Consider the following 21812-nt stretch of genomic DNA (forward strand, 5'->3'; position numbering starts at 1 on the left):
TCAGTTTAATTTTTGTCCATGCTATATCACAGTTCTATGCGAAGCAGCTTACAGGCATCTTTAACAGCATCTCGCCAATATCTCCCCAATCATTTTAGCTTATATTCCTCTATATTTAGGTTAAGCGAGTGATTTCATTTGAGGCTGGAGCGCGCGCGGAGGTTCTATTATGTTTACAAGGAATCACGAGTTAGAACAGAGCGATAGGCTTTGGGGTGCTGTTGACGCTGAAATGAGAGAGACTCAGCGATATACAGGACGGTGCAAATTAAAAGAAGACGTTAAGCAAGCGCTACGAAAGGTTGACCGCTCTTCGTTTGTACCACATTCGTATAAGTCTATGGCGTGGCAGAACCACCCTTTATCAATCGGCTGCGAGCAAACAATCTCCCAGCCGTTTATTGTTGCCTTGATGACAGATTTGCTTGATGTCAAAACAGGGCAACGAGTTCTTGAGATCGGCACGGGGTCTGGCTATCAAACGGCCATTTTGGCGCAGTTGGCGGGCCAGGTATATACAGTCGAGCGGATTGCAACGTTGGCTCAGCGAGCGAAAGATGTTCTAACAGGGTTAAGCTTGAGCAATATTCAATTTAAAGTTGCTGACGGATACGATGGTTGGTCTGAATATGCTCCTTTTGATGCCATAGTTGTTACCGCTGCTCCCGATGACGTTCCTCAATCATTGGTCGACCAACTCATAGACGGCGGGAGAATTGTGATGCCCGTTGGAAGTCTACTTGGAGGGCAATCGCTTATAAGAGGGGTTAAGGAAAAAGGTGAGTTGATAGTAAAAGATGTGTTACCGGTTTCATTTGTGCCGATGGTGGGTGGGGTAGAGTGCTTTTAAAAAGGGCATCTCAAAAGGGTTAGTCTGACCCTTTTGGTTTGTTAAAAGGCATAAAAAAGCCCAGCGTGAGCTGGGCTTAATTAAACATACCAATACTTGCAAGAAGTGTTACTAATTTTGATCTAATGCTTTATCGATAGTGGTGCTCTTACCAAGTAATGGTTGACCGGCTACAGTAATTGGTATTACTCCACCAGCTATTAATGTTGTTACCTCGGTAACCATCTCTGCGTGCGCACCGCTTGTGTCAGAGCCACCAGGGCATATGGTATCAGTCGCTGATGGGGGGGTCTGAGGTAGTATGAATGTGACATGGCTAGCATCTGTACAAGGGTTGCTATTAGCAAAGAAGGATGCTTGCGGAGGAGCAAGACCTGCCGTTGCCGTGCTGTCGCTTGTAATCAAGCCTAAAGTTGTACCATCCGCTAGATTGGTGCCGCCAGCGCCAAGATCAATAAGTGCCATCATTGGTTCTGTTCCTGCAAGAGGGGCGGAGCCGGCGTCACCCAATGGGTTTACGTTTGCCTGATTTGGAACACGGAGGTCATTGAGAACTTCAGATACTAGTATTTTAGTAGTAGTTGATCCTAAGTCTTTGGCATAGTTAGTTGGATCAATTGAGTCAACTGCTCCTTGCCAGGTATATAGGAATGACTCGAAATCAGAAGTACCTTGATTTACGCCTGCCGAAGCAAGCCCATTAATGATAGAGCCAGAGAATACGCTTGAATTTTCAGCCAGCTTGGTTAGTTGACCACCAGTATTCATTAATGATACCGACTCCAAACTTTCAAAGAGTGGCGAGCCAGAAAATGGAGGGCCCGCAAATAATGGCGATGCTGCATAAGTGCCACGAACTGTTGCGTTATTATTAATTGCTGCAAACGGGGTTCCAGCGATGCCACCTAAAGAATGACCAATAAAGTGTACTGGTTTCCCTGCGAGGATAGTGCTTCCGCCGATACTCATATCCGAAAGTGTTGCGTTAAGATTAAGCAAGTCTAAAGCTGCTTGACGTAAACCGTCTCTGGTTGTCTGCAGGCTCTTGATGTTGATCGCCAGACTGCCAGAGGTCACATTAGTGATGTCTGTTTGTAATTCTGGAGCCAAGGTTCCTGATGCATCGGTAAACATAAAGTGGCGTTCACCAATATAGTCAGCATCAGATACGCTCGTGCCGGTTACATCGTCAGCCGTTAGTACATCAAGCCCTGCTACTGTACCAGTCGTTGCTCCACCGAGACCGTGCAGAGGTTGATCTATTGCAACGGTCGCTATACATCCGTTTGCAGCCATATTGATTGCGGGGATTAGTGAGACACTTCTGTCTGCCGTGATTCCATGCATAAATATGGCAACTTGAGAAACTGTACCGCTAGTACAAATTGCAGAGCTAGGCTTTATAACTGTTACTGGCACAGCCGTTGTTGCTTGTTGTTTAGCGTAGGGAAATGAATAGGTTACATTAAATGTGTTGTCTGAATCCCTTAAGAAACTAAAGTTTGACAATGTAGGGATGCTGCCTTGACGAGAAGTAATTCTAGCATTCAATATTGTCTCGATACCGTCGTCACCGCGCCATAGGCCTGTGACAAGATTTGTGCCATCGCTTCCTTCTGGTAGAGGGCTGTAATAAGGTAGCTCAATCGCCCCTTGAGCAACGTCAACAACGCTTGCCGCCGTTTTAAGAGCATTTCCATCTGGTAAGGCGGCGAAAGTGGCTAATGTGTTGGCTTTTACATCGCTATAAAACACCGAGTCTCTTGACTGAGGGTATGAAAAGGCGCCTGCCGCAAACGCTTCGCCAACTATTTTTGGAGCTAGTGTTGGGTCGGCAATATATGGCCCTATGGCAGCGGTTACTTTTGCTGCAAGATCGGTATCAGTTGGAGTTGCAGATATTGCATCTTTAAGTGCAGCAAACTGGTCACTGGCAGAGGTTAGTTCTGGTTTTTCGTCTTTTACTACTTGAAGAGCAGACAAAAGAACAACCTGTTGACCTATTTGCGTCATAGCTGTACCCGGTGAGGCCATGGCATGCATTACCGTGTCCGGGTCAGTTGTAGTGAACGTATGTGACATTACAACGCTGTTAGGAAGGCTGTTTGCCTCCGCAAATGCTTTTGCGAGCGTGTCGTGCCCCTTAACCAAGTCTCTGACTGCTATCAAGTTGGAAGAGCCGAGTTCGTTATCTTCTGCTGTTGAATAATATGAATAGTCTGAGGAAGGCTCTATCGCTACTCCATCGGCATCCAAAATAGCATCTGTCATGAAGACAAGAAACTTGGTCTGAGATGGAAGTGGTAAAAGTGGTGTAATTCTTATTGCGTTGTTAGTGCCACTATCAACACTTGCTACTTCAACCCTGTAATTCAGTTTTGTTGGGTCGGTTAATGTGGCTACATCAAATGGGTCTGATAAGTCTATATTTGAAGGATCAATAGCCTTAGGGACAGCGAGAGGCGCAAGGGCACTAACTGGCAGCGTGTTAAGAGGTATAACAAATACAGACTGACCCTTTAGAACTGTTGCAGGGTTAAGTGAATTATTGAATTTGATATCGAATTGGCCCGTTGTAGAAAAACCGTCAAAGTCATTAATTGCATTAGTTGCTGGAGAAGTGTCTGTAATATTGCCGGTGAAATCGTAATTGGATTTTGATGCTCCCGCGAGCAATAGCAAATCATAGTTTGATGGAATTGCTGCGTTAGGGGAGAAAGGGTTAGGTTGGAACAACGGTCTGGTTTTGGTTGTGTCGAACGTTGTATCTACTATCCCATACTCCGGATTAGCATTTCTAAAATTGTCACCGTCGTCTAAACAGCCAGTTAGGGTCAAGGAGGACGCCACTGCCAAACTCAGTAGGGTTTTCTTATACATAGGTAGGACCTTCTTTCCTATTATTATGTTTTCTGGAAGCGGAGTAGACGTATGGAGTGTCTAAACCTAAATTCTTATAGCCTGAACTATATCCAAGCTGCGTCAATACTTTTATCGCACTAAAGTATGATTTGCCACTAATTCGAGCTCATACCAGCTATTCGGGCTTATTCGCAGTCTGAAAATAAGCTTTAACGTTTCGCTGTCTATTTATTGCCTCGTATAAACGTAGACGGCATTCCAAAATTTGTCGAGTTTTTAGCACGCTTTCAACGTGTTAATCGTTAATTCATCTAAATTGGGTGAGAATATGGTCTTAAAAACAGAGTAAATATAGATGATAGATTATTGCTCACCTTTTTTGGCAAGCAGGCTAGCGATTGATCTACCTGTAACCGTATATAAAATCCTGTACAATCGCGCTCCGTATAACAAAAAGTGATAATATTAAGGCGTGCACTGTTTGGCCTGCACGGGTGCCTTTGTGGCTGGCTAGGGTTAAACGGTGCGTGCCGTATATTAGATCGCGCCTGACGGGATTACCAATAGAGAGATTACAGATGACAATTATTCGCCAAAATGACCTTATAGAGAGCGTAGCTGATGCGCTTCAGTTTATTTCATATTACCACCCGGTTGATTTTGTTAAAGGGGTGCATGAGGCCTATTTAAAGGAAGAGTCTCCGGCGGCTAAAGACGCGATGGCTCAGATCCTGATTAACTCTCGAATGTCAGCAGAAGGGCATCGCCCAATCTGTCAGGATACTGGTATCGTGACCGTCTTTGTTAAAGTCGGAATGAACGTCCAGTGGGACGCTGATATGAGCGTTGATGATATGATCAACGAAGGTGTGCGCAGAGCGTATACTCATCCAGATAACGTGCTGAGGGCATCTATTCTTGATGACCCGGCAGGTGCCCGAAAAAACACTAAAGATAATACGCCAGCTGTCATTCATTACGAGATTGTTCCCGGTGATACGGTTGATGTTCAGGTAGCGGCGAAAGGTGGCGGTTCTGAGAACAAATCAAAAATGGTGATGTTGAACCCAAGTGACAGCATTGTTGACTGGGTCGTTAAAACGGTACCTACCATGGGGGCTGGTTGGTGCCCGCCGGGTATGTTGGGTATAGGTATTGGTGGTACTGCAGAAAAAGCGGCGGTAATGGCTAAAGAATCATTAATGGATCCCATTGATATCCATGAATTGCGCGAGCGCGGCCCTAAAAACAGAGTCGAAGAACTTCGACTTGAAATTATGGATAAGGTCAACGAGTTGGGTATTGGTGCTCAGGGCTTGGGTGGTTTGACGACCGTGCTTGATATTAAAATCAAGGATTACCCAACTCACGCAGCTTCATTGCCTGTGGCTATGATTCCTAACTGCGCTGCAACCCGTCATGCTCATTTTGTGCTGGATGGCAGTGGCCCATCGTTGCAGAAAGCGCCTAGTTTGGAAGACTGGCCAGAGATTACCATGACCGAGGGCGCAAACACTCGCCGTGTTAATCTCAATACTGTGACCCGTGAAGAAATTGCAGAATGGCAGCCCGGTGATACGCTCCTACTGTCTGGTAAAATGTTGACAGGGCGCGATGCGGCGCATAAGAAGATGGTAGAGATGCTGGCGAATGGTGAGCAGCTGCCAGTCGACTTAAAAGATCGTTTTATCTATTACGTCGGACCGGTTGACCCGATTAAGGGTGAGGCGGTAGGTCCTGCAGGGCCGACAACGGCAACCCGTATGGATAAGTTTACTCATACAATGCTTGAACAGACCGGTTTGATGGGGATGATCGGTAAGGCAGAGCGAGGCCAGGTTGCGATTGATGCGATTAAGGAGTTTGGCGCGGTTTACTTGATGGCCGTCGGTGGTGCTGCATACTTGGTGTCTAAGGCGATTAAGTCAGCAGAAGTGGTTGCGTTCCCTGAGCTGGGAATGGAAGCGATCTACGAGTTCGATGTAGAGAATATGCCGGTTTCTGTTGCGGTTGATACCAAAGGAAGCTCTGTGCACCAGACTGCGCCACAGATATGGCATGACAAAATTATAGCGGCTAAGTCGGTTAGTTAGTTTAATGTAAAATCGTAGCCTTGATGAAGGTCGGAACGACTGGAATCAGGGTTTTGGTGTTGTTAAGGTGTTCCTTGATTCCGCTTCGCTGCATCACGGCTACGGGTTTGGTTTTTAGAGGGTGAGGTTATGCAGCGATTACTTAAAGAAATAGAGTTACATAGTCGTAAACTACCTGATGAAATTCAGCAAGAGGTGTTGGATTTTATAAAACTAAAAGAAAGAACATTAGCAAAGGCACAAAAAGAAAAAATAGAAGTTTCTATGCTTAGTGAGCAGGCAATGTCTGACTGGGCGAATGAGGAGGAAGATGAAGCATGGAGCAGTTTTCAGTAAGGGATATTGTTTTTGTTCGTTTTCCTTTCTCTGATTTGCGTAACTCAAAATTACGCCCGGCAGTGATTATATCTAATGCCCTACATGAAGATTGGATATTGTGCCAAATAACTAGCAAACCTTATGCTGATCCGATGAGCTTAGAAATAAGCGATGCTGACCTTGATGAGGGTACGTTAAAGCTTACAAGCTATATCAGGCCGAGTAAAATATTCACGGCACATGAATCAATTATTGTTAAGCGGGCAGCAGCCTTATCTCTAGATACGCATAAAAAGCTGATAGATAAGATTATAGACATGATAAAAATTTAGATGGTTAAATAACCTGTTAATAGGTATTTAAATGAGTAATGAAGCTAAACTAATAGAGCAGCGCTGTGAAGCCTGTAAGGCTGATGCGCCAAAAGTTACAGATGAAGAGTTAAAGGCTCTAATTAAGCAGATACCAGACTGGAATGTTGAGGTTCGAGATGGTGTGATGCAACTGGAGAAAGTGTTTAACTTTAAAGACTTTCTGCACGCATTGGCATTTACGCACCGCGTTGGAGGTCTGGCTGAAAGTATGGGGCATCACCCTGCGTTATTAACTGAGTGGGGTAAGGTGACGGTCACTTGGTGGACGCACAAAATTAATGGGCTGCATCGAAACGATTTCATTATGGCAGCTAAAACAGATTTATTGGAAGAGGAATAGTGAATCAATGGAGTCAGAGTCGGAGACTCTGACTCGAATGGCACTGACTTAAGCTTGTCATTCTCGCGAACGCGGGGATCCATAAGGCTTATAGACTCCGTTCCAAATGGGTTCCCGCCTGCGCGGGAATGACAGTACAGAGTCATTATGTCTTAAGTAAGTGCCATTCGACTCTGACCCCATTGATTCTTAAGTAATTCTAATGGAAAGAACCTACCGTCTTATCATTTCATGCCCGGATCGCACGGGCATTGTTGCAAAGGTCAGTAACTTTTTGGCAACGTACAATGGCTGGATTACCGAAGCCAGTCATCACGCCGACCAGAAAACAGGTTGGTTTTTTATGCGGAATGAAATAAAGGCCAGTTCGATATCGTTTGACCTTGAGTCATTCCGTATCGCTTTTGAGCCTATTGCGAAAGAGTACTCCATGTGCTGGAGTGTCTCTGATTCGGATGTTAAAAAGCGCGTAGTGTTGATGGCCTCAAAAGAGTCACACTGTTTGGCGGATATTTTACATCGCTGGCACAGTAATGAGTTGGATGCAGAAATAGTAGCTGTGATTTCAAATCATAATGACCTTCGTCGCATGGTTGAGTGGCATGATATTCCTTACCATCATGTACCTGTTGATAAGAATAATAAGCCTGAAGCATTTGAACAAGTCACTAAGCTGGTTGAAGAGTATCAAACGGATGTCATTGTTTTAGCTCGTTATATGCAGATTTTGCCCCCCGACCTATGCGAGTTGTACGCGGGTAGGGTGATTAATATTCATCATAGTTTTTTGCCTTCATTTGCTGGAGCCAAGCCGTATCACAAAGCGTATGATCGCGGGGTTAAGTTAATTGGCGCAACGTGCCACTATGTAACGCAGGATCTCGATGAAGGACCTATTATTGACCAGGATGTCATTCGAGTAAGCCATCGTGACTCTACGGAAGATATGGTTCGATTGGGGCGGGATGTTGAAAGAATGGTTCTTTCTCGTGGCCTACGGTGCCATTTGGAAGATAGGGTTATTATCTACGAGAACAAAACAGTCGTGTTTAATTAATGTGATGGCGCTTACGTAAGTTAGTGTCATTTGCGCCCGTCAATAAATAGGGCGCTTGCGCACTCTATTTACTGACGGCTATACCCTTCGAGGAGAGGGGTGTTTTGAAAACTCCATCACCTCAATAAGTTTATTCCGCTACGCATATTTGGTTTCTGCCAGCTTGTTTGGCGTTATAAAGCTGTCGATCCGACTCGCTCATTAGTCCGTCCAGTGTGTTGTTCTGATCGGCGGCGATGCCTGCCGATATGGTAATAGTAACGCTGCTATTATCCAGCATAATTATATGGTCCTCTACTAGTTCCCGAAAATTCTCCAGCAGTGTTGCTGCCTTTTTTATGTCGAGTCCGGGCAGTAATACGCAGAACTCTTCTCCGCCCATTCGGGCGAAAACAAAACGTCCAAAGGCCTGATTGATAAGTGCTGCTATTTCTTTGAGTGCGAGGTCGCCTGCATCATGGCCGTAGACATCGTTTATTTTCTTAAAGTGATCAATATCTATCAGTGCAAGGCAAGTGGGGATGCTCTTTTTCTGTGCGACGGCTAACGCTTCTTCACCTTTTTCGTAAAAATGTCGCCGATTAAACAAGCCTGTAAGGTAGTCATGGTAGGCTGCGTGCTGAATGGTTTCTACATGTTCCATGGTTTCGATATTGTGAATAATCCGGCAGTGGAACTCTTCGTGGCTAAAGGGCTTTGATAAAAAGTCGTTGGCACCATTCTTGATGAACTTTGCTGACAGTCCTCCGCTGCCTTGCGTTGAAAGGCCGATGATAACCAGTGAATTCTTATCAACCTCTCTACGAATGTTTTTCACTAGATCAAACCCGTTCATAACGGGCATGTTGTAGTCTGTTATTAGAAGTTTAATGTTGGGGTCTTTCTCTATAATGTTTAATGCCTGCTTCCCGTCTTCTGCTTCAATGACTTGATATAAGTGAGGTTGCAGCATTGTGGTAATGAATTTTCTTGAAGTTGCTGAGTCGTCAGCGACGAGTACCTTTATATGCTGGTTTTTATGCAGGCGATGAATAAGCTTTAATACATATTCGTATGAGAAACGGCTCTCTTTCACAACGTAGTCAACTATTGGTTTTTCAAGCATTTGATCTCGTTTATGCTCGTCGTAGCTGCCAGTTAGTACGATTGTAGGTATCTTTAAATCAAGCGTGTAATCAACAACTTCGCCGTTAGGTGCATCAGGCAGATTTAGATCAACGACAGCGGCCAAGTACTGCTTGCCACCTTCATTTTCCAGCAGTGTTTTTGCTTCTTTGAATGATGTTGCGGTGTCAAACCTGAGCGAGGAGTCAAGCTTTGCGATGTGTTTGATGATCTTAATGACTATAGGGCTGTCTTCTACAACTATAAATTTTTTCATAAGTAATATCTGGGGGGTTGTATATGCAATAGAGTTATCCCTAAGCTTAGATGGAGATAGTTGATGAGCAAGGAAAAACACGTGTTTTGTAACGCGCAATGGCCATGAAGTGTGTTATGATTTAGGGTTTTTAAATCGCTGATACTATTTTTGCTAGGGAATGGGCTTGCCCGACTCGATACGCGGCTAGTTTAAGTGATTGCCTTTTGTTAAATTAAGGCGGGGTTACGGTGCTTCAGGTCGGCTAGACCTGCTGTACTGTCTGATTTTACAGTGCCACGTAATTGTGACCGTATTGTAACGCAGTGGTTATATTAACCACGTGATAGCTAGGTACTCGGTTGAATAGCCAGATGCTGGAAGAACGTCATATGACATAGAGTGGTATGAAAGATAGATTTATGACATGCCAGTATTATGCAGGCATGTCATGAGTTGCCATATAACAACTAAAAAGGGGTTTAGTGCCGTATTAGGTTTTGATCTCGGCATAAACCGCCCAAAGACTTCTGAACAATAGGAACTATAGCTATATGGGTGAGCTGGCCAAAGAAATTTTACCCGTTAATATCGAAGACGAATTAAAGCAGTCTTATCTCGACTACGCGATGAGCGTTATTATCGGGCGAGCCTTACCGGATGTTCGAGATGGGCTAAAGCCTGTCCACCGTCGTGTTTTGTTTGCGATGAGCGAACTGAGCAACGATTGGAATAAACCCTATAAAAAATCAGCCCGTATCGTTGGTGATGTTATTGGTAAATATCACCCTCACGGTGATTCTGCGGTATACGACACGATTGTACGAATGGCTCAGCCGTTTTCGCTTCGTTACACACTGGTTGATGGCCAGGGTAATTTTGGTTCTGTTGATGGTGATAGCGCCGCTGCAATGCGATATACCGAAATTCGCATGGAGAAGCTTTCACACTCATTGCTAGCTGACCTTGAAAAGGAGACGGTAGACTTTGTTCCCAACTATGACGGAACAGAGCAAATTCCTGAAGTCCTGCCGACTCGAGTTCCCAACTTATTAGTAAATGGCTCGTCCGGTATCGCCGTTGGTATGGCGACTAATATCCCCCCTCATAACCTTCATGAAATTACCGATGGTTGTTTAGCGCTGCTCGATAACCCAGACTTGAGCGTCGATGACCTAATGGAGTTTATTCCTGGGCCTGACTTTCCTACTGCTGCAATTATTAACGGCCGAGCGGGGATCATTGAGGCATATCGAACGGGGCGTGGACGCATCTACCTTCGTGGCCGACACGAAGTTGAAACAGACGCTAAAAATGGCAAGCAGACGCTTGTTATAACCGAAATTCCTTATCAGGTGAATAAAGCTCGACTGATCGAAAAAATAGCTGAGCTGGTGAAAGATAAGAAAATCGAAGGGATTACAGAGCTGCGCGATGAGTCTAACAAAGAAGGGATGCGCATCGTTATTGAGCTGCGTCGAGGTGAAATGCCCGATGTGATTATGAATAACCTGTATGCTCAGACTCAGCTGGAAAATGTGTTCGGCATTAATATGGTTGCCCTGATTGACGGTGAACCAAAGACCCTTAATCTTAAGCAGGTACTGGCTGCCTTTATTAAGCATCGCAGGGAAGTGGTAACCAGAAGGACTGTTTTTGAGTTACGCAAAGCCCGAGAGCGGGGTCATATCCTTGAAGGGTTAGTGGTTGCGTTATCTAATATTGACCCTGTCATCGAGATGATTAAGGCATCACCAAGCGCAGCCATTGCAAAAGAACGTTTGCTAGAAACTGCCTGGGAGCCAGGCAATGTTGTTGCAATGCTGGAGCGGGCAGGAGAAGATGCGTGCAGGCCGGATGACTTAGAGCCCCAGTACGGTTTACGTGACCAGAAATATTACTTGTCGCCCGTTCAGGCGCAAGAAATCTTGAATATGCGTTTACACCGTCTTACAGGGCTTGAGACAGAAAAGCTGTTGGAAGAGTATCGTGAAATTCTCGAAAAGATAGCAGAGTTTTTGGCTATATTGAGTAATCCTGAAAAACTGTTGAACGTCATTCGTGAAGAGCTTGCAGCGGTAAAAGAAGAGTTTGGTGATGAGCGTCGCACAGAAATTACGATGTCTAAGCGTGACCTGACAGTTGCAGACCTCATAAATGAAGAAGACCTTGTGGTTACCATTTCTCATGGCGGCTATGCCAAAACTCAACCCGTTGAAGCATATCAAGCTCAGCGCAGAGGGGGGAGAGGAAAGTCTTCGACATCGATGAAAGATGAAGACTTCATAGAAAAATTACTGGTTGCTAACTCCCATGACACCATTTTGTGCTTCACCAACAAGGGCAAAGTCTACTGGTTGAGAGTATTTGAGATTCCTCAGGCAAGCAGAACAGCTCGCGGACGCCCGATGGTGAATATTTTGCCGTTGGACGAGGGGGAGAGGGTCACAACCTTCCTGCCAATACAGGAGTATAAAGAAGACCACTTTATATTCATGGCAACTGCGGGTGGAACCGTTAAGAAAACACCTCTGGAAAACTTTTCTCGCCCACGAACAAGCGGCTTGATTGCGCTGGGTCTGGATGAAGGAGACACGCTGATTGGTGCTGAGCTAACGGATGGGACTAAAGATGTCATGCTCATGAGTAGTGCGGGTAAGGCTATTCGTTTTAACGAAAGTGATGTTCGTGCTATGGGGCGTACCGCTCGCGGTGTACGGGGTATCAAAGTTCCTGAAGGGCATAGTGTCGTATCGTTAATTATACCTCAGCAGGATAGCATGATGCTGTTGGCAAGTGAGTATGGCTACGGCAAGCGCACGCGTATTGAGGAGTTTCCTGTATACGGACGTGGTGGACAAGGTGTTATTGCCATGCAGTGCTCTGAAAGGAACGGCAAGCTTGTTTCAGCGGTTCAAGTGTTTGACGGCGATGAGATGATGTTGATCAGCGACAAAGGTACGCTGGTTCGGAGCAGAACGGAAGAGGTCTCTATCGTTAGCCGAAATACCCAAGGTGTCAGGCTGATTAAGTTATCTCAAGAAAACGAGTTGCTGGTAGGTGTTGAGCGAATTGATGAACCAGACGCTGAAGATGAGCTTCTTGAAGGTTCTTCTGAGGCAGATACCGGTGAGGCACCACATAGTGGAGATGAGGGCGCAGGGGCCGAAGGAGCGGCAGAAGAGTAGTGACTAAGGTCGCTAGATAAATTGTTTATTGTTGTTTGGTTAACGGCCTTAGATGTTGTAACTCACTGAGAGTTGCAGCTCTGAGGCTTTGTTTTTTCCGTTTCTGAATTTAAAAGCATGGTTAAAGGTGTCGAGTTAATGTCTAGAGCGTTTAACTTCTGTGCAGGGCCTGCGTCACTGCCGACCGAAGTATTGGCTGAAGCTCAGGCGCAGCTGTTAGATTGGAATGGGCGTGGCCTGTCTGTGATGGAAATGAGCCATAGAAGCCCTGAGTTTGTGTCTATTGCCAATGAGGCTCAAAGTGACTTTAAAGAGTTACTTTCGATTGGGGATGATTACTCCGTTTTATTTCTCCAGGGAGGAGCTACAGCTCAGTTTGCCTCCGTTCCGCTCAACTTATCTTCGCCGGGTGACCGGGTGGATTATGTAAATACAGGTATTTGGTCAAAAAAAGCCATTGCAGAGGCAAAGCGGTATTGTGAGGTTAATGTTGTAGCTACTGCACAAGATAATCAGTTTACGTTCATTCCGGATCAAGCTTTATGGGCTCAATCCAATGACGCCGCTTACCTGCACTATACGCCAAATGAAACAATTGGTGGCTTGGAGTTTGACTGGATACCGGATACGGCAGCCCCATTAGTTGCCGACATGTCGTCCACGATTCTTTCGAGGCCACTAGATGTAAACAAATTTGGGGCCATATATGCAGGCGCTCAGAAGAATATTGGGCCGGCGGGCTTGGTTATTGTTGTTGTTAAAAATGAATTGTTAGGGCGAGCACGAGAAGATATTCCAACCTGCATGAATTACAGTGTGGCGGCAGAGAATAACTCTATGTATAACACGCCTCCTACGTTGGCTTGGTATCTATCCGGTCTGGTATTTAAGTGGATAAAGGCTCAAGGTGGATTGTCGGCGATGGAAGAAATAAATCGTCGCAAAGCGCAGAAGTTATACAGCGCAATAGATGGTAGTGGCTTTTATAACAACCCTATTGCAGCTAACAGCCGCTCTTTGATGAATATACCGTTCACATTGGCGGATGATAAGCTAAATTCATTGTTTTTATCGCAAGCGGAGCAGCGTGGTCTGCTGAACCTGGCAGGGCATCGTTCTGTAGGGGGGATGCGCGCGAGTATTTATAATGCGGTACCGGAAGCGGCAGTTGATGCTCTGGTAGATTTCATGGGTGAATTTGAAAGAGATAATGGTTAGTCATGAGTGATGAAAGTAAAGCGCTTGGTGAGATAAGGGATGAAATTGACAGCATCGATCAGCAAATTCAGACCCTGATTAATCAGCGAGCAAAGTGCGCCCAAAAAGTGGCGGATGTAAAGCTGAAAGCCAAAAAGAGTGATGATGCTATTTTCTACAGGCCGGAGCGCGAAGCGCAAGTGCTTCGTAAAGTGATGGAGCGAAATCAGGGGCCGCTTGATAATGAAGAGATGGCTCGTTTGTTCAGGGAGATTATGTCTTCCTGCTTAGCGCTTGAAAAACCTATGCACATCGCGTATCTGGGGCCTCAGGGTACATTTACTCAGGCGGCAGCGCTAAAGCACTTTGGCCACTCTGTTATTAGTGTGCCCCAGATGGCGATTGATGAAGTGTTCCGGGAGGTAGAGGCTGGAGAAGCTCATTATGGGGTGGTTCCGGTTGAAAACTCGACAGAAGGGATGATTAATCACACATTAGATATGTTTGTCTCTTCACCACTCAGAATTTGCGGTGAAGTTAAGCTACGTATTCACCATCATTTATTGGCCGGTAGTGAAACAGACCTGTCTAAAGTCGAAAAAATCTACTCTCATCAGCAATCATTAGCCCAATGTAGGCGCTGGCTGGATTCGAATTGGCGAAAAGTTGAGCGTGTGGCTGTAAGTAGTAATGCAGAGGCGGCTCGTAGAGTCAAAGCAGAGCCTAACTCAGCGGCGATCGCAGGTGATATGGCGGCAGAGCTTTATGGTCTGGTAAATATCGCAAAAAATATAGAAGATCAGCCAGATAATACAACCCGCTTCCTTATTGTTGGGATGGAAGATGTGCCTCCTAGCGGAGATGACAAAACGTCGATACTGGTTTCAATGAAAAACTGCCCTGGTGCGTTGTATCACCTTCTTGAACCATTTCATAAGCATGGTATTAGCTTAACCCGAATTGAGACCCGGCCATCGACATCTGGAACCTGGGCTTATGTATTTTATATCGATTTTGAAGGCCACTATACTGATGAGAATGTGCAAAAAGTAATTGATGAAATCTCTAAGGAAGCTGTTGAAATCAAGCATTTAGGTTCTTATCCAGTCGGTGTTCTGTAGAGTGTATAGGCTGCTTAAAAGCGAGTTCGCTTAACTGTTAATAGTTAAGCGTCTTGAAATAACAGTACGTTGAAATAACGCTACCTTGAAATAACGCTACTTTGAAATAACATAGAGTCTTGAATGAGGGATTGTAATGGGGTGTGACTTAATCTCGTTGGCTACAAAAGGAGTACAAGGGCTGCATCCATATCAGCCCGGTAAGCCCGTTGATGAGCTTGAACGTGAGCTGGGTATCAAGAATATTATAAAGCTTGCGAGCAATGAAAACCCTTTAGGGCCAAGTAATAAGGCGTTAAAAGCTATCGAATCTTCATTTCAGGAGCTATGCCGATACCCCGATGGAAGTGGTTTTAAACTTAAAGACGTATTGGCAGAACGCTATGGGGTGTCAGTCGATCAGATTACTCTGGGAAATGGCTCTAACGACCTACTTGAAATAATCGCCCGCACTTTTGCTGATTCATCGTCAGAGATTGTCTATTCTCAATATGCATTTGCTGTTTACCCCCTTGTAACCCAAGCAATCGGGGCAAAAGCTGTTGAGGTGCCTGCTGTTGACTGGGGGCACGATTTGGTTGAGATGGCAAAGGCGATTAATGATAAAACCAAGCTGGTGTTTATTGCTAATCCAAATAACCCTACCGGAACTTATGTTAACCAACACCAGCTCATTCAGTTTTTGGATGATGTGCCTGAAAGCGTCATTGTAGTATTGGATGAAGCCTACTGCGAATATATTGATAGCAGGAATGGGGGGGTAGATTTTCCGGATGGTGTTGAGTTGCTGACTAAATACCCTAACCTGATTGTGACTAGAACATTTTCAAAAGCTTGGGGGCTGGCATCATTAAGAGTAGGTTATGCCATGTCGCACCCAGATGTAGCAAACTTGTTAAATAGAGTCAGACAGCCATTTAATGTTGATACCTTCGCATTGGAAGCGGCTGTTGCGGTGTTGAGTGACGAAGATTACTTGAACGAATCGCGCAAGGTTAATAAAGAGGGCATGACTCAACTCACAGCTGGGTTTGATCGACTATCGTTGAGTTACATCCCTTCTGTTGGAAATTTTGTTACGTTTGATACCGGTCAGAACGCTATGCCTGTATATCAATCATTACTGCAGGAAGGCGTCATTGTCCGGCCCGTTGCGAACTATGGTATGCCCAGGCACTTAAGGGTCTCTATTGGCTTGCAGGAAGAAAACGAGCGTTTTTTGAATGCACTAGAAAAGATTTTGGGTCATTAACGTGTCTGATTCTAGTTTGTTTGTTGGTAAGAAAGGTGTCGGTAGTGAAAATTCTATTACTGATACGGTCGCGGTCATTGGTCTTGGTTTAATTGGTGGTTCATTTGCCAAGGCCTTGAAGGAAAATGACGGTGCCAGGCGTATTGTAGGTTTTGATAGAAACCCGAATGAGCTGCAAGCAGGGCTATCGCTTGGTGTTATAGATGAAGCTGCGGACTCTTTGGTAAGCGCTGTAAAAAATGCTGATGTGGTTGTACTGGCGGTGCCGGTAAGGGCTGTTGAGGCGGTTCTTGATGAGATAAAAACAGAATTCAAGCCGGGGGCTGTGTTAACTGACGTTGGCAGTGTTAAAGGTAGTTTTGTTAAAGCTGTTGAGCGAGTTTTTTCCGATGTCGAGTTAAGCGCCAGGCCTGCAGTAATACCTGGTCACCCTATTGCGGGCTCTGAAAAGAGCGGTGTGTCGGCTGCGAACTCTTCTTTGTTTGTGAACCATAAAGTAATTCTGACGCCATTGCCTCAGATGGGATGTGAAGCACTAAAACTAGTGAGTGCATTGTGGGTGAGATGTGGTGCTACTGTTTTGGAAATGGGGGTCGACCATCATGATGATGTTCTTGCCGCAACGAGCCATTTACCCCACCTAATCGCTTTTTCGTTGGTTGATACGCTGGCAGGAGAAGGTGACAGTAAAGAGATTTTCAAATATGCAGCAGGTGGTTTTAGGGATTTCACGCGAATTGCTTCAAGTGACCCTGTTATGTGGAGTGATATTTTTCTTTCAAATAGTGCGTCAACCTTAAAGGTGTTAGATCACTTTGCTGACGATTTGGCAATATTAAGAGAAGCAATAGCAACTCAGGATAGTAAAACGCTGCTTGGAGTTTTTACTCGAGCAAAAGCAGCGCGAGATCATTTTAGCAAGATATTATCAGGGCAGGCATACACGACCATTATGAATAGCAAGAATGTAATTTTTAAATTAAAGCCTGGCGGCGATGTAAACGGTGTTATTAGAGTTGCGGGTGATAAATCCATGTCCCATCGCTCAATTATGCTGGGTTCTTTGGCTGATGGGGTGACTGAGGTGGAAGGCTTTCTTGAAGGGGAGGATAGTTTAGCGACGCTTCAGGCCTTTAGGGATATGGGTGTTGTTATCGAAGGCCCGGACGAAGGACGAGTCAAGATATATGGTGTTGGGGTTAATGGCTTAAAGCAGCCGCCTGGACCGTTGTACCTAGGGAACTCCGGTACAGCGATGAGATTGTTTGCTGGCTTGTTAGCCGGGCAGGCATTTGATACAGAGCTAACAGGAGATGAGTCTTTATCAAAACGCCCTATGGAGAGAGTGGCTGCGCCTCTCAGGGAAATGGGGGCGGTTATCGAAACAGCGGAGCATGGTCGTCCGCCAATGAAAATAAAAGGTAACTGCCGGTTAAAAGGTATGCATTACGATATGCCTATGGCAAGCGCTCAGGTTAAGTCGTGTCTTTTGTTGGCTGGGCTATACGCTGATGGCGAAACGTCCGTTACAGAGCCTGCGCCAACACGGGATCATACCGAGAGAATGCTCAATGGCTTCGGGTATCCGGTGAATAGGGCTGGGGATACTGCATCGTTAATCGGTGGAGGGTCGTTGACGGCCACTAAAATCGATGTGCCTGCGGATATTTCGTCAGCTGCATTTTTCTTGGTTGCCGCGTCAATTACGCCGGGTGCAAATCTTACGCTGAAACATGTCGGGATGAATCCAACAAGGGTTGGGGTTATAAATATTCTGCGCGCAATGGGAGGGGATATTGAAGTCTCGAATGAGTCTGTAGTGGGTGGAGAACCGGTAGCAGACCTAACAGTGCGGTATAGTCAACTTAAAGGCATAAATATTCCAGAAGATCAGGTTCCCTTAGCCATTGATGAATTTCCTGTTCTGTTTATTGCAGCTGTCTGTGCAGAGGGTAAAACTGTTTTAACGGGGGCAGAAGAGCTTCGTGTTAAAGAGAGCGATCGTATTCAGGTCATGGCTGATGGGCTTAAAGCGGTTGGAGTAGACACGCAGGTGACGCCAGACGGAATTGAAATCAACGGTTCGGAAATAGCCGGTGGTGTTGTTGATAGTCATGGTGACCATCGAATTGCAATGGCGTTTGCTGTGGCGTCTCTTCGGTCGAAAGGCGAAATAACCATTAATGACTGTGCTAATGTAGCGACTTCATTTCCAAATTTCGAAGCGCTGGCTAAGCAAGTGGGTATGCAGATATCAGTGGAGCACGAATAACCGTTATATACCTCATGGTGCGCGAGCGCGCCCTATCATATGGTTGTTTGTTGTGCGGCAGTAGAAGCATGAAGCAGAACCTATAGGGTGCGCTTGCGCACCGATTTGTATCAAGGTGAAAGAATGAAACAAAATTTATCGGCCCCGGTCATTGCAATAGACGGCCCGAGCGGTGCAGGGAAAGGAACTATTGCTCAGTTGGTCGCCAAGAAGCTTGGCTGGAGCCTGCTGGATAGTGGGGCACTGTATCGCTTGACCGCACTGGCAGCAGAAACGGCAGGTGTGGCTTTGGATAATGAGGGTAAGTTGAGTGAAGTGGCGTGCTCGCTGGATGTGGAGTTTGTGCCTGGGGCTGATGGGGAGCCTGTCGACGTACTGTTAAACGGCAAGGATGTCACGCTCGATATTCGCACTGAAACCTGCGGTAATAACGCGTCAAAAGTGGCTCCTCTTTCTGGTGTTAGGGCTGCGCTTCTGCAACGCCAAAGGGACTTTCAGCAGCCGCCTGGCCTTGTAGCTGATGGGCGAGATATGGGAACGGTTGTTTTCCCTCAGGCACCTGTAAAAATCTATATGACCGCAAGCGCCCAGGAAAGAGCCGAGCGGAGATATCGACAGTTGAAAGACAAGGTGGAAGGTGTTAAAATCGCGACCCTTTTAAGCGAGATACAAGAGCGTGATGCCCGAGATAGTGGGCGTGAAACAGCTCCACTTAAGCCTGCTGAAGACGCTGTAATCATCGATACAACAGGCTTGGGGATAGAGCAAGTGCTTAGTCAGGTGCTCAAGTTAGTTGACGAAAGAGTAATCAACTCTGCACAGGGTTAACCCGCTATAAAAGAAGCAAAATTAGATAGAAAGAATTTATAACCACTCAAAGCTGTAATCGCCAGCAATTGATGCTTTGAGTAACTTAAAACTGACCGTATTGGCTGGTAATACGGAATTAAGCGTTAAATCGCATAGGACTCATAATGAGCGAAAGCTTTGCGGATCTATTTGAAGAAAGTTTAAAAGAAATCGATATGAAACCCGGCTCTATTATTAAGGGCACGGTAGTAGATATTGATAGCGACTGGGTAACAGTCTTTGCGGGGCTGAAATCTGAAGGCGTTATACCTGTTTCTCAATTTTATAACGATGCTGGTGAGCTAGAGTTAAGCATTGGGGACGAAGTTGATGTAGCCTTGGATGCAGTCGAAGACGGTTTCGGTGAAACTAAACTTTCTCGTGAAAAAGCTAAACGTGCTGAAGCCTGGACTGAGCTTGAGAAAGCGTTTGAAGCAGAAGAAGTGGTTACTGGTGTTATTAACGGTAAGGTTAAAGGCGGTTTCACTGTCGACGTTAAGAGCATTCGTGCGTTCCTGCCTGGTTCTTTGGTTGATGTTCGTCCAGTGCGTGACACTCTGCACTTGGAAGGTAAAGAACTGGAATTTAAAGTTATCAAGCTTGATCAGAAGCGTAACAACGTGGTTGTTTCTCGTCGTTCTGTTCTTGAAGCTGAAAACAGTGCTGAGCGTGATCAGTTGCTGGAAAACCTTGCAGAAGGTATGGCTATTAAGGGTATCGTTAAGAACCTTACTGACTACGGTGCATTCGTAGATCTTGGTGGTGTTGACGGTCTTCTACACATTACCGATATGGCTTGGAAGCGTATTAAGCACCCAAGTGAAATCGTAAACGTTGGTGATGAAATCGACGTTAAAGTACTTAAGTTTGATCGTGAGCGTAACCGTGTATCATTAGGTCTTAAGCAGTTGGGTGAAGATCCATGGGTTGCTATCAAAGCACGTTACCCTGAGAACACTCGTGTAACTGCACGTGTTACTAACTTGACTGACTACGGTTGCTTCGCAGAGCTTGAAGAAGGCGTTGAAGGTCTGGTTCACGTTTCAGAAATGGATTGGACTAACAAGAATATTCACCCATCCAAGGTTGTTAATGTTGGTGATGAAATTGAAGTTATGGTTCTTGATATTGATGAAGAGCGTCGTCGTATCTCTCTAGGTATCAAGCAGTGTCATTCAAACCCATGGGAAGATTTCTCGGGTAACTTCAATAAGGGTGACAAGATTTCCGGCAAGATTAAGTCTATCACTGACTTCGGTATCTTCATTGGTTTGGATGGCGGTATTGATGGTCTAGTTCACTTGTCTGATATCTCTTGGAACGAAACTGGAGAAGAAGCGGTTCGCAGCTACAAGAAAGGTGACGAAATTGAAACGGTTATCTTGTCTGTAGATCCAGAGCGTGAGCGTATTTCTCTAGGTATCAAGCAGCTGGACAGCGATCCATTTGCTGAGTTTGTTCAAGATAATGACAAGGGTACAGTTCTTACGGGAACCGTAACTTCTGTTGATGCTAAAGCGGCAACTGTTGCTTTAACTGATGAAGTTGAGGCTGTTCTTAAGGCGTCTGAAATTAGTCGTGATAAAGTTGAGGATGCTCGTAACGTCATCAACGAAGGCGATAAAATCGAAGCTAAGATCATTCATGTGGATCGCAAAAATCGCGTAATCAACTTGTCTGTTAAGTCTAAGGATGTAGACGACGAGAAGGTAGCGATGAAAGAAGTTCGCGAAAAGCAGGTTGAGTCAGCGGGTCCTACAACGATCGGCGATTTGATCAAAGCTCAGATGCAAAACAAGGACTAATCTCCTTTATTGTTGTCACTTCTGAGGGTAGAGGTGATAAGCTGAGAAAATAAAAAAAACGGGCTAATTGCCCGTTTTTTTTGGTATTTTTTTCTTGTTCGGCTACACTAAAGACAATAAAAAAGGAAAGGGATCGTCAATGACCAAGTCTGAATTAGTCGAAATTATTGCGTCAAAGCAAACACAGTTATCTGTCAAAGATGTTGAGTTAGCCGTAAAAACGATAATTGACCTTATGTCTCAAACACTCTCTCAGGGGCAGCGTATTGAGATTAGAGGTTTTGGAAGCTTTTCACTGCATTATAGGGCTCCCCGTTCGGGAAGAAATCCAAAAACTGGAGAGTCTGTTCAGTTGTCAGCAAAGTATGTACCTCATTTCAAGCCTGGGAAAGAGCTTAGGGATCAGGTGAATGACAGTTTGAAGGCGGGTTATTAGTCTGGCTGTAGCTGGCTAAAAACATGTCGTTTAATGCTAAAGCATTTCAAGTTTGATGTGTTATTATGTGGGGGCTTAGCGTCTGCAGTGTGTTCTTAGCTGGTGGGCAGTTCCACTTACTGATATATCGGAAAAAGCTATGTCGTTAATACGACGAATTACTTACATTATTTTCGCCGTTATCGTTTTATTGATTGGCGTTCTTTTTACTTCCCGCAATAATCAGTTAGTATCTATTGATTACCTTATTGGAAGGTCTGACGAGTACTATCTCGCATTTTGGTTAATTTCCTCTTTTGTGCTGGGTGGGCTTCTTGGGGTCTTTGCTAGCAGCTCTGCAATTCTAAAATTAAAGACTCAGAAAAAACGTAGCGAAAAAAAGGCAAAAAACACCGAGGTTGAGTTAAGTCGCATTAAAGGTGGTGCCGCCTAGGGATT

The 21812-nt window shown here is 45.2% G+C and carries 17 protein-coding genes; 15 read left to right on the top strand and 2 right to left on the bottom strand.

What is annotated here, in order from left to right:
* Window positions 1-169 precede the first annotated feature (169 nt).
* Window positions 170-850 (top strand): protein-L-isoaspartate(D-aspartate) O-methyltransferase, encoded by a 681-nt coding sequence (locus MY523_RS05215; RefSeq protein WP_250657745.1) that lies wholly within the window; start codon window positions 170-172, stop codon window positions 848-850.
* 111 nt (window positions 851-961) lie between these two features.
* Here MY523_RS05215 and MY523_RS05220 read toward each other — a convergent pair whose 3' ends face one another.
* Window positions 962-3730, bottom strand: coding sequence for a hypothetical protein (locus tag MY523_RS05220; protein WP_250657746.1), 2769 nt, complete (start codon window positions 3728-3730; stop codon window positions 962-964).
* Window positions 3731-4290: 560 nt separating this feature from the next.
* Between MY523_RS05220 and MY523_RS05225 the strand changes: the two genes are divergently transcribed.
* The 5 genes from MY523_RS05225 (at window position 4291) to purU (ending at window position 7894) form a co-directional block, all read left to right on the top strand.
* Entirely contained in the window at window positions 4291-5805 is a 1515-nt protein-coding gene (locus tag MY523_RS05225) for a fumarate hydratase (RefSeq protein ID WP_250657747.1), read from the top strand.
* A gap of 129 nt (window positions 5806-5934) precedes the next feature.
* On the top strand, window positions 5935-6141 hold the full coding sequence (locus MY523_RS05230) for a hypothetical protein (protein ID WP_250657748.1): 207 nt from the start codon (window positions 5935-5937) through the stop codon (window positions 6139-6141).
* The gene (locus tag MY523_RS05235) at window positions 6123-6455 is read left to right on the top strand and encodes a type II toxin-antitoxin system PemK/MazF family toxin (protein WP_250657749.1); all 333 of its coding nucleotides are present in this window, start codon (window positions 6123-6125) and stop codon (window positions 6453-6455) included. Before MY523_RS05230 ends, MY523_RS05235 begins: the two co-directional genes overlap by 19 nt.
* 31 nt (window positions 6456-6486) lie before the next feature.
* Window positions 6487-6837, top strand: a complete 351-nt coding sequence (locus MY523_RS05240; protein WP_250657750.1) for a 4a-hydroxytetrahydrobiopterin dehydratase — start codon at window positions 6487-6489, stop codon at window positions 6835-6837.
* Window positions 6838-7039: 202 nt separating this feature from the next.
* Window positions 7040-7894: a formyltetrahydrofolate deformylase gene (gene purU / locus MY523_RS05245; protein WP_250657751.1), complete on the top strand. Its 855-nt coding sequence runs from the start codon at window positions 7040-7042 to the stop codon at window positions 7892-7894.
* 130 nt (window positions 7895-8024) lie between these two features.
* Here the strand turns inward: purU and MY523_RS05250 are convergent, their stop codons facing one another.
* A complete protein-coding gene (locus MY523_RS05250; RefSeq protein WP_250657752.1) occupies window positions 8025-9275 on the bottom strand; it encodes a diguanylate cyclase in 1251 nt (416 codons plus the stop codon).
* A 533-nt stretch (window positions 9276-9808) separates the two neighbouring features.
* Here MY523_RS05250 and gyrA point away from each other — a divergent pair.
* The 9 genes from gyrA to MY523_RS05295 all read left to right on the top strand — a co-directional run bounded on the left by gyrA (window position 9809) and on the right by MY523_RS05295 (window position 21807).
* Window positions 9809-12442, top strand: coding sequence for a DNA gyrase subunit A (gene gyrA, locus MY523_RS05255; protein ID WP_250657753.1), 2634 nt, complete (start codon window positions 9809-9811; stop codon window positions 12440-12442).
* 138 nt (window positions 12443-12580) lie between these two features.
* Window positions 12581-13660, top strand: coding sequence for a 3-phosphoserine/phosphohydroxythreonine transaminase (gene serC / locus MY523_RS05260; RefSeq protein ID WP_250657754.1), 1080 nt, complete (start codon window positions 12581-12583; stop codon window positions 13658-13660).
* Window positions 13661-13662: 2 nt separating this feature from the next.
* The gene (gene pheA / locus MY523_RS05265) at window positions 13663-14760 is read left to right on the top strand and encodes a prephenate dehydratase (protein ID WP_250657755.1); all 1098 of its coding nucleotides are present in this window, start codon (window positions 13663-13665) and stop codon (window positions 14758-14760) included.
* Between the two features lie 136 nt (window positions 14761-14896).
* Window positions 14897-16012, top strand: coding sequence for a histidinol-phosphate transaminase (gene hisC, locus MY523_RS05270; RefSeq protein ID WP_250657756.1), 1116 nt, complete (start codon window positions 14897-14899; stop codon window positions 16010-16012).
* A gap of 1 nt (window position 16013) precedes the next feature.
* Window positions 16014-18284 (top strand): bifunctional prephenate dehydrogenase/3-phosphoshikimate 1-carboxyvinyltransferase, encoded by a 2271-nt coding sequence (locus MY523_RS05275; RefSeq protein ID WP_250657757.1) that lies wholly within the window; start codon window positions 16014-16016, stop codon window positions 18282-18284.
* A 123-nt stretch (window positions 18285-18407) separates the two neighbouring features.
* A complete protein-coding gene (gene cmk, locus MY523_RS05280) occupies window positions 18408-19112 on the top strand; it encodes a (d)CMP kinase (RefSeq protein ID WP_250657758.1) in 705 nt (234 codons plus the stop codon).
* A 146-nt stretch (window positions 19113-19258) separates the two neighbouring features.
* Window positions 19259-20938 carry a 30S ribosomal protein S1 gene (rpsA, locus tag MY523_RS05285; protein WP_250657759.1) on the top strand — a complete coding sequence of 560 codons (1680 nt, stop codon included), beginning with the start codon at window positions 19259-19261 and terminating at the stop codon, window positions 20936-20938.
* Between the two features lie 139 nt (window positions 20939-21077).
* On the top strand, window positions 21078-21374 hold the full coding sequence (locus tag MY523_RS05290) for an integration host factor subunit beta (protein ID WP_250657760.1): 297 nt from the start codon (window positions 21078-21080) through the stop codon (window positions 21372-21374).
* A gap of 139 nt (window positions 21375-21513) precedes the next feature.
* Entirely contained in the window at window positions 21514-21807 is a 294-nt protein-coding gene (locus tag MY523_RS05295) for a lipopolysaccharide assembly protein LapA domain-containing protein (RefSeq protein WP_250657761.1), read from the top strand.
* The last annotated feature ends 5 nt before the right edge of the window (window positions 21808-21812 follow it).

It is taken from the genome of Alkalimarinus coralli, assembly GCF_023650515.1.
In the GTDB taxonomy this organism is placed as follows: domain Bacteria; phylum Pseudomonadota; class Gammaproteobacteria; order Pseudomonadales; family Oleiphilaceae; genus Alkalimarinus; species Alkalimarinus coralli.

Bases quoted from the DNA above. Each gene is read 5' to 3' on its own strand.
- MY523_RS05215 (WP_250657745.1), top strand. From the start codon at position 170: ATGTTTACAAGGAATCACGAGTTAGAACAGAGCGATAGGCTTTGGGGT.
- MY523_RS05220 (WP_250657746.1), bottom strand. From the start codon at position 3,730: ATGTATAAGAAAACCCTACTGAGTTTGGCAGTGGCGTCCTCCTTGACC.
- MY523_RS05225 (WP_250657747.1), top strand. From the start codon at position 4,291: ATGACAATTATTCGCCAAAATGACCTTATAGAGAGCGTAGCTGATGCG.
- MY523_RS05230 (WP_250657748.1), top strand. From the start codon at position 5,935: ATGCAGCGATTACTTAAAGAAATAGAGTTACATAGTCGTAAACTACCT.
- MY523_RS05235 (WP_250657749.1), top strand. From the start codon at position 6,123: ATGGAGCAGTTTTCAGTAAGGGATATTGTTTTTGTTCGTTTTCCTTTC.
- MY523_RS05240 (WP_250657750.1), top strand. From the start codon at position 6,487: ATGAGTAATGAAGCTAAACTAATAGAGCAGCGCTGTGAAGCCTGTAAG.
- purU (WP_250657751.1), top strand. From the start codon at position 7,040: ATGGAAAGAACCTACCGTCTTATCATTTCATGCCCGGATCGCACGGGC.
- MY523_RS05250 (WP_250657752.1), bottom strand. From the start codon at position 9,275: ATGAAAAAATTTATAGTTGTAGAAGACAGCCCTATAGTCATTAAGATC.
- gyrA (WP_250657753.1), top strand. From the start codon at position 9,809: ATGGGTGAGCTGGCCAAAGAAATTTTACCCGTTAATATCGAAGACGAA.
- serC (WP_250657754.1), top strand. From the start codon at position 12,581: ATGTCTAGAGCGTTTAACTTCTGTGCAGGGCCTGCGTCACTGCCGACC.
- pheA (WP_250657755.1), top strand. From the start codon at position 13,663: ATGAGTGATGAAAGTAAAGCGCTTGGTGAGATAAGGGATGAAATTGAC.
- hisC (WP_250657756.1), top strand. From the start codon at position 14,897: ATGGGGTGTGACTTAATCTCGTTGGCTACAAAAGGAGTACAAGGGCTG.
- cmk (WP_250657758.1), top strand. From the start codon at position 18,408: ATGAAACAAAATTTATCGGCCCCGGTCATTGCAATAGACGGCCCGAGC.
- rpsA (WP_250657759.1), top strand. From the start codon at position 19,259: ATGAGCGAAAGCTTTGCGGATCTATTTGAAGAAAGTTTAAAAGAAATC.
- MY523_RS05290 (WP_250657760.1), top strand. From the start codon at position 21,078: ATGACCAAGTCTGAATTAGTCGAAATTATTGCGTCAAAGCAAACACAG.
- MY523_RS05295 (WP_250657761.1), top strand. From the start codon at position 21,514: ATGTCGTTAATACGACGAATTACTTACATTATTTTCGCCGTTATCGTT.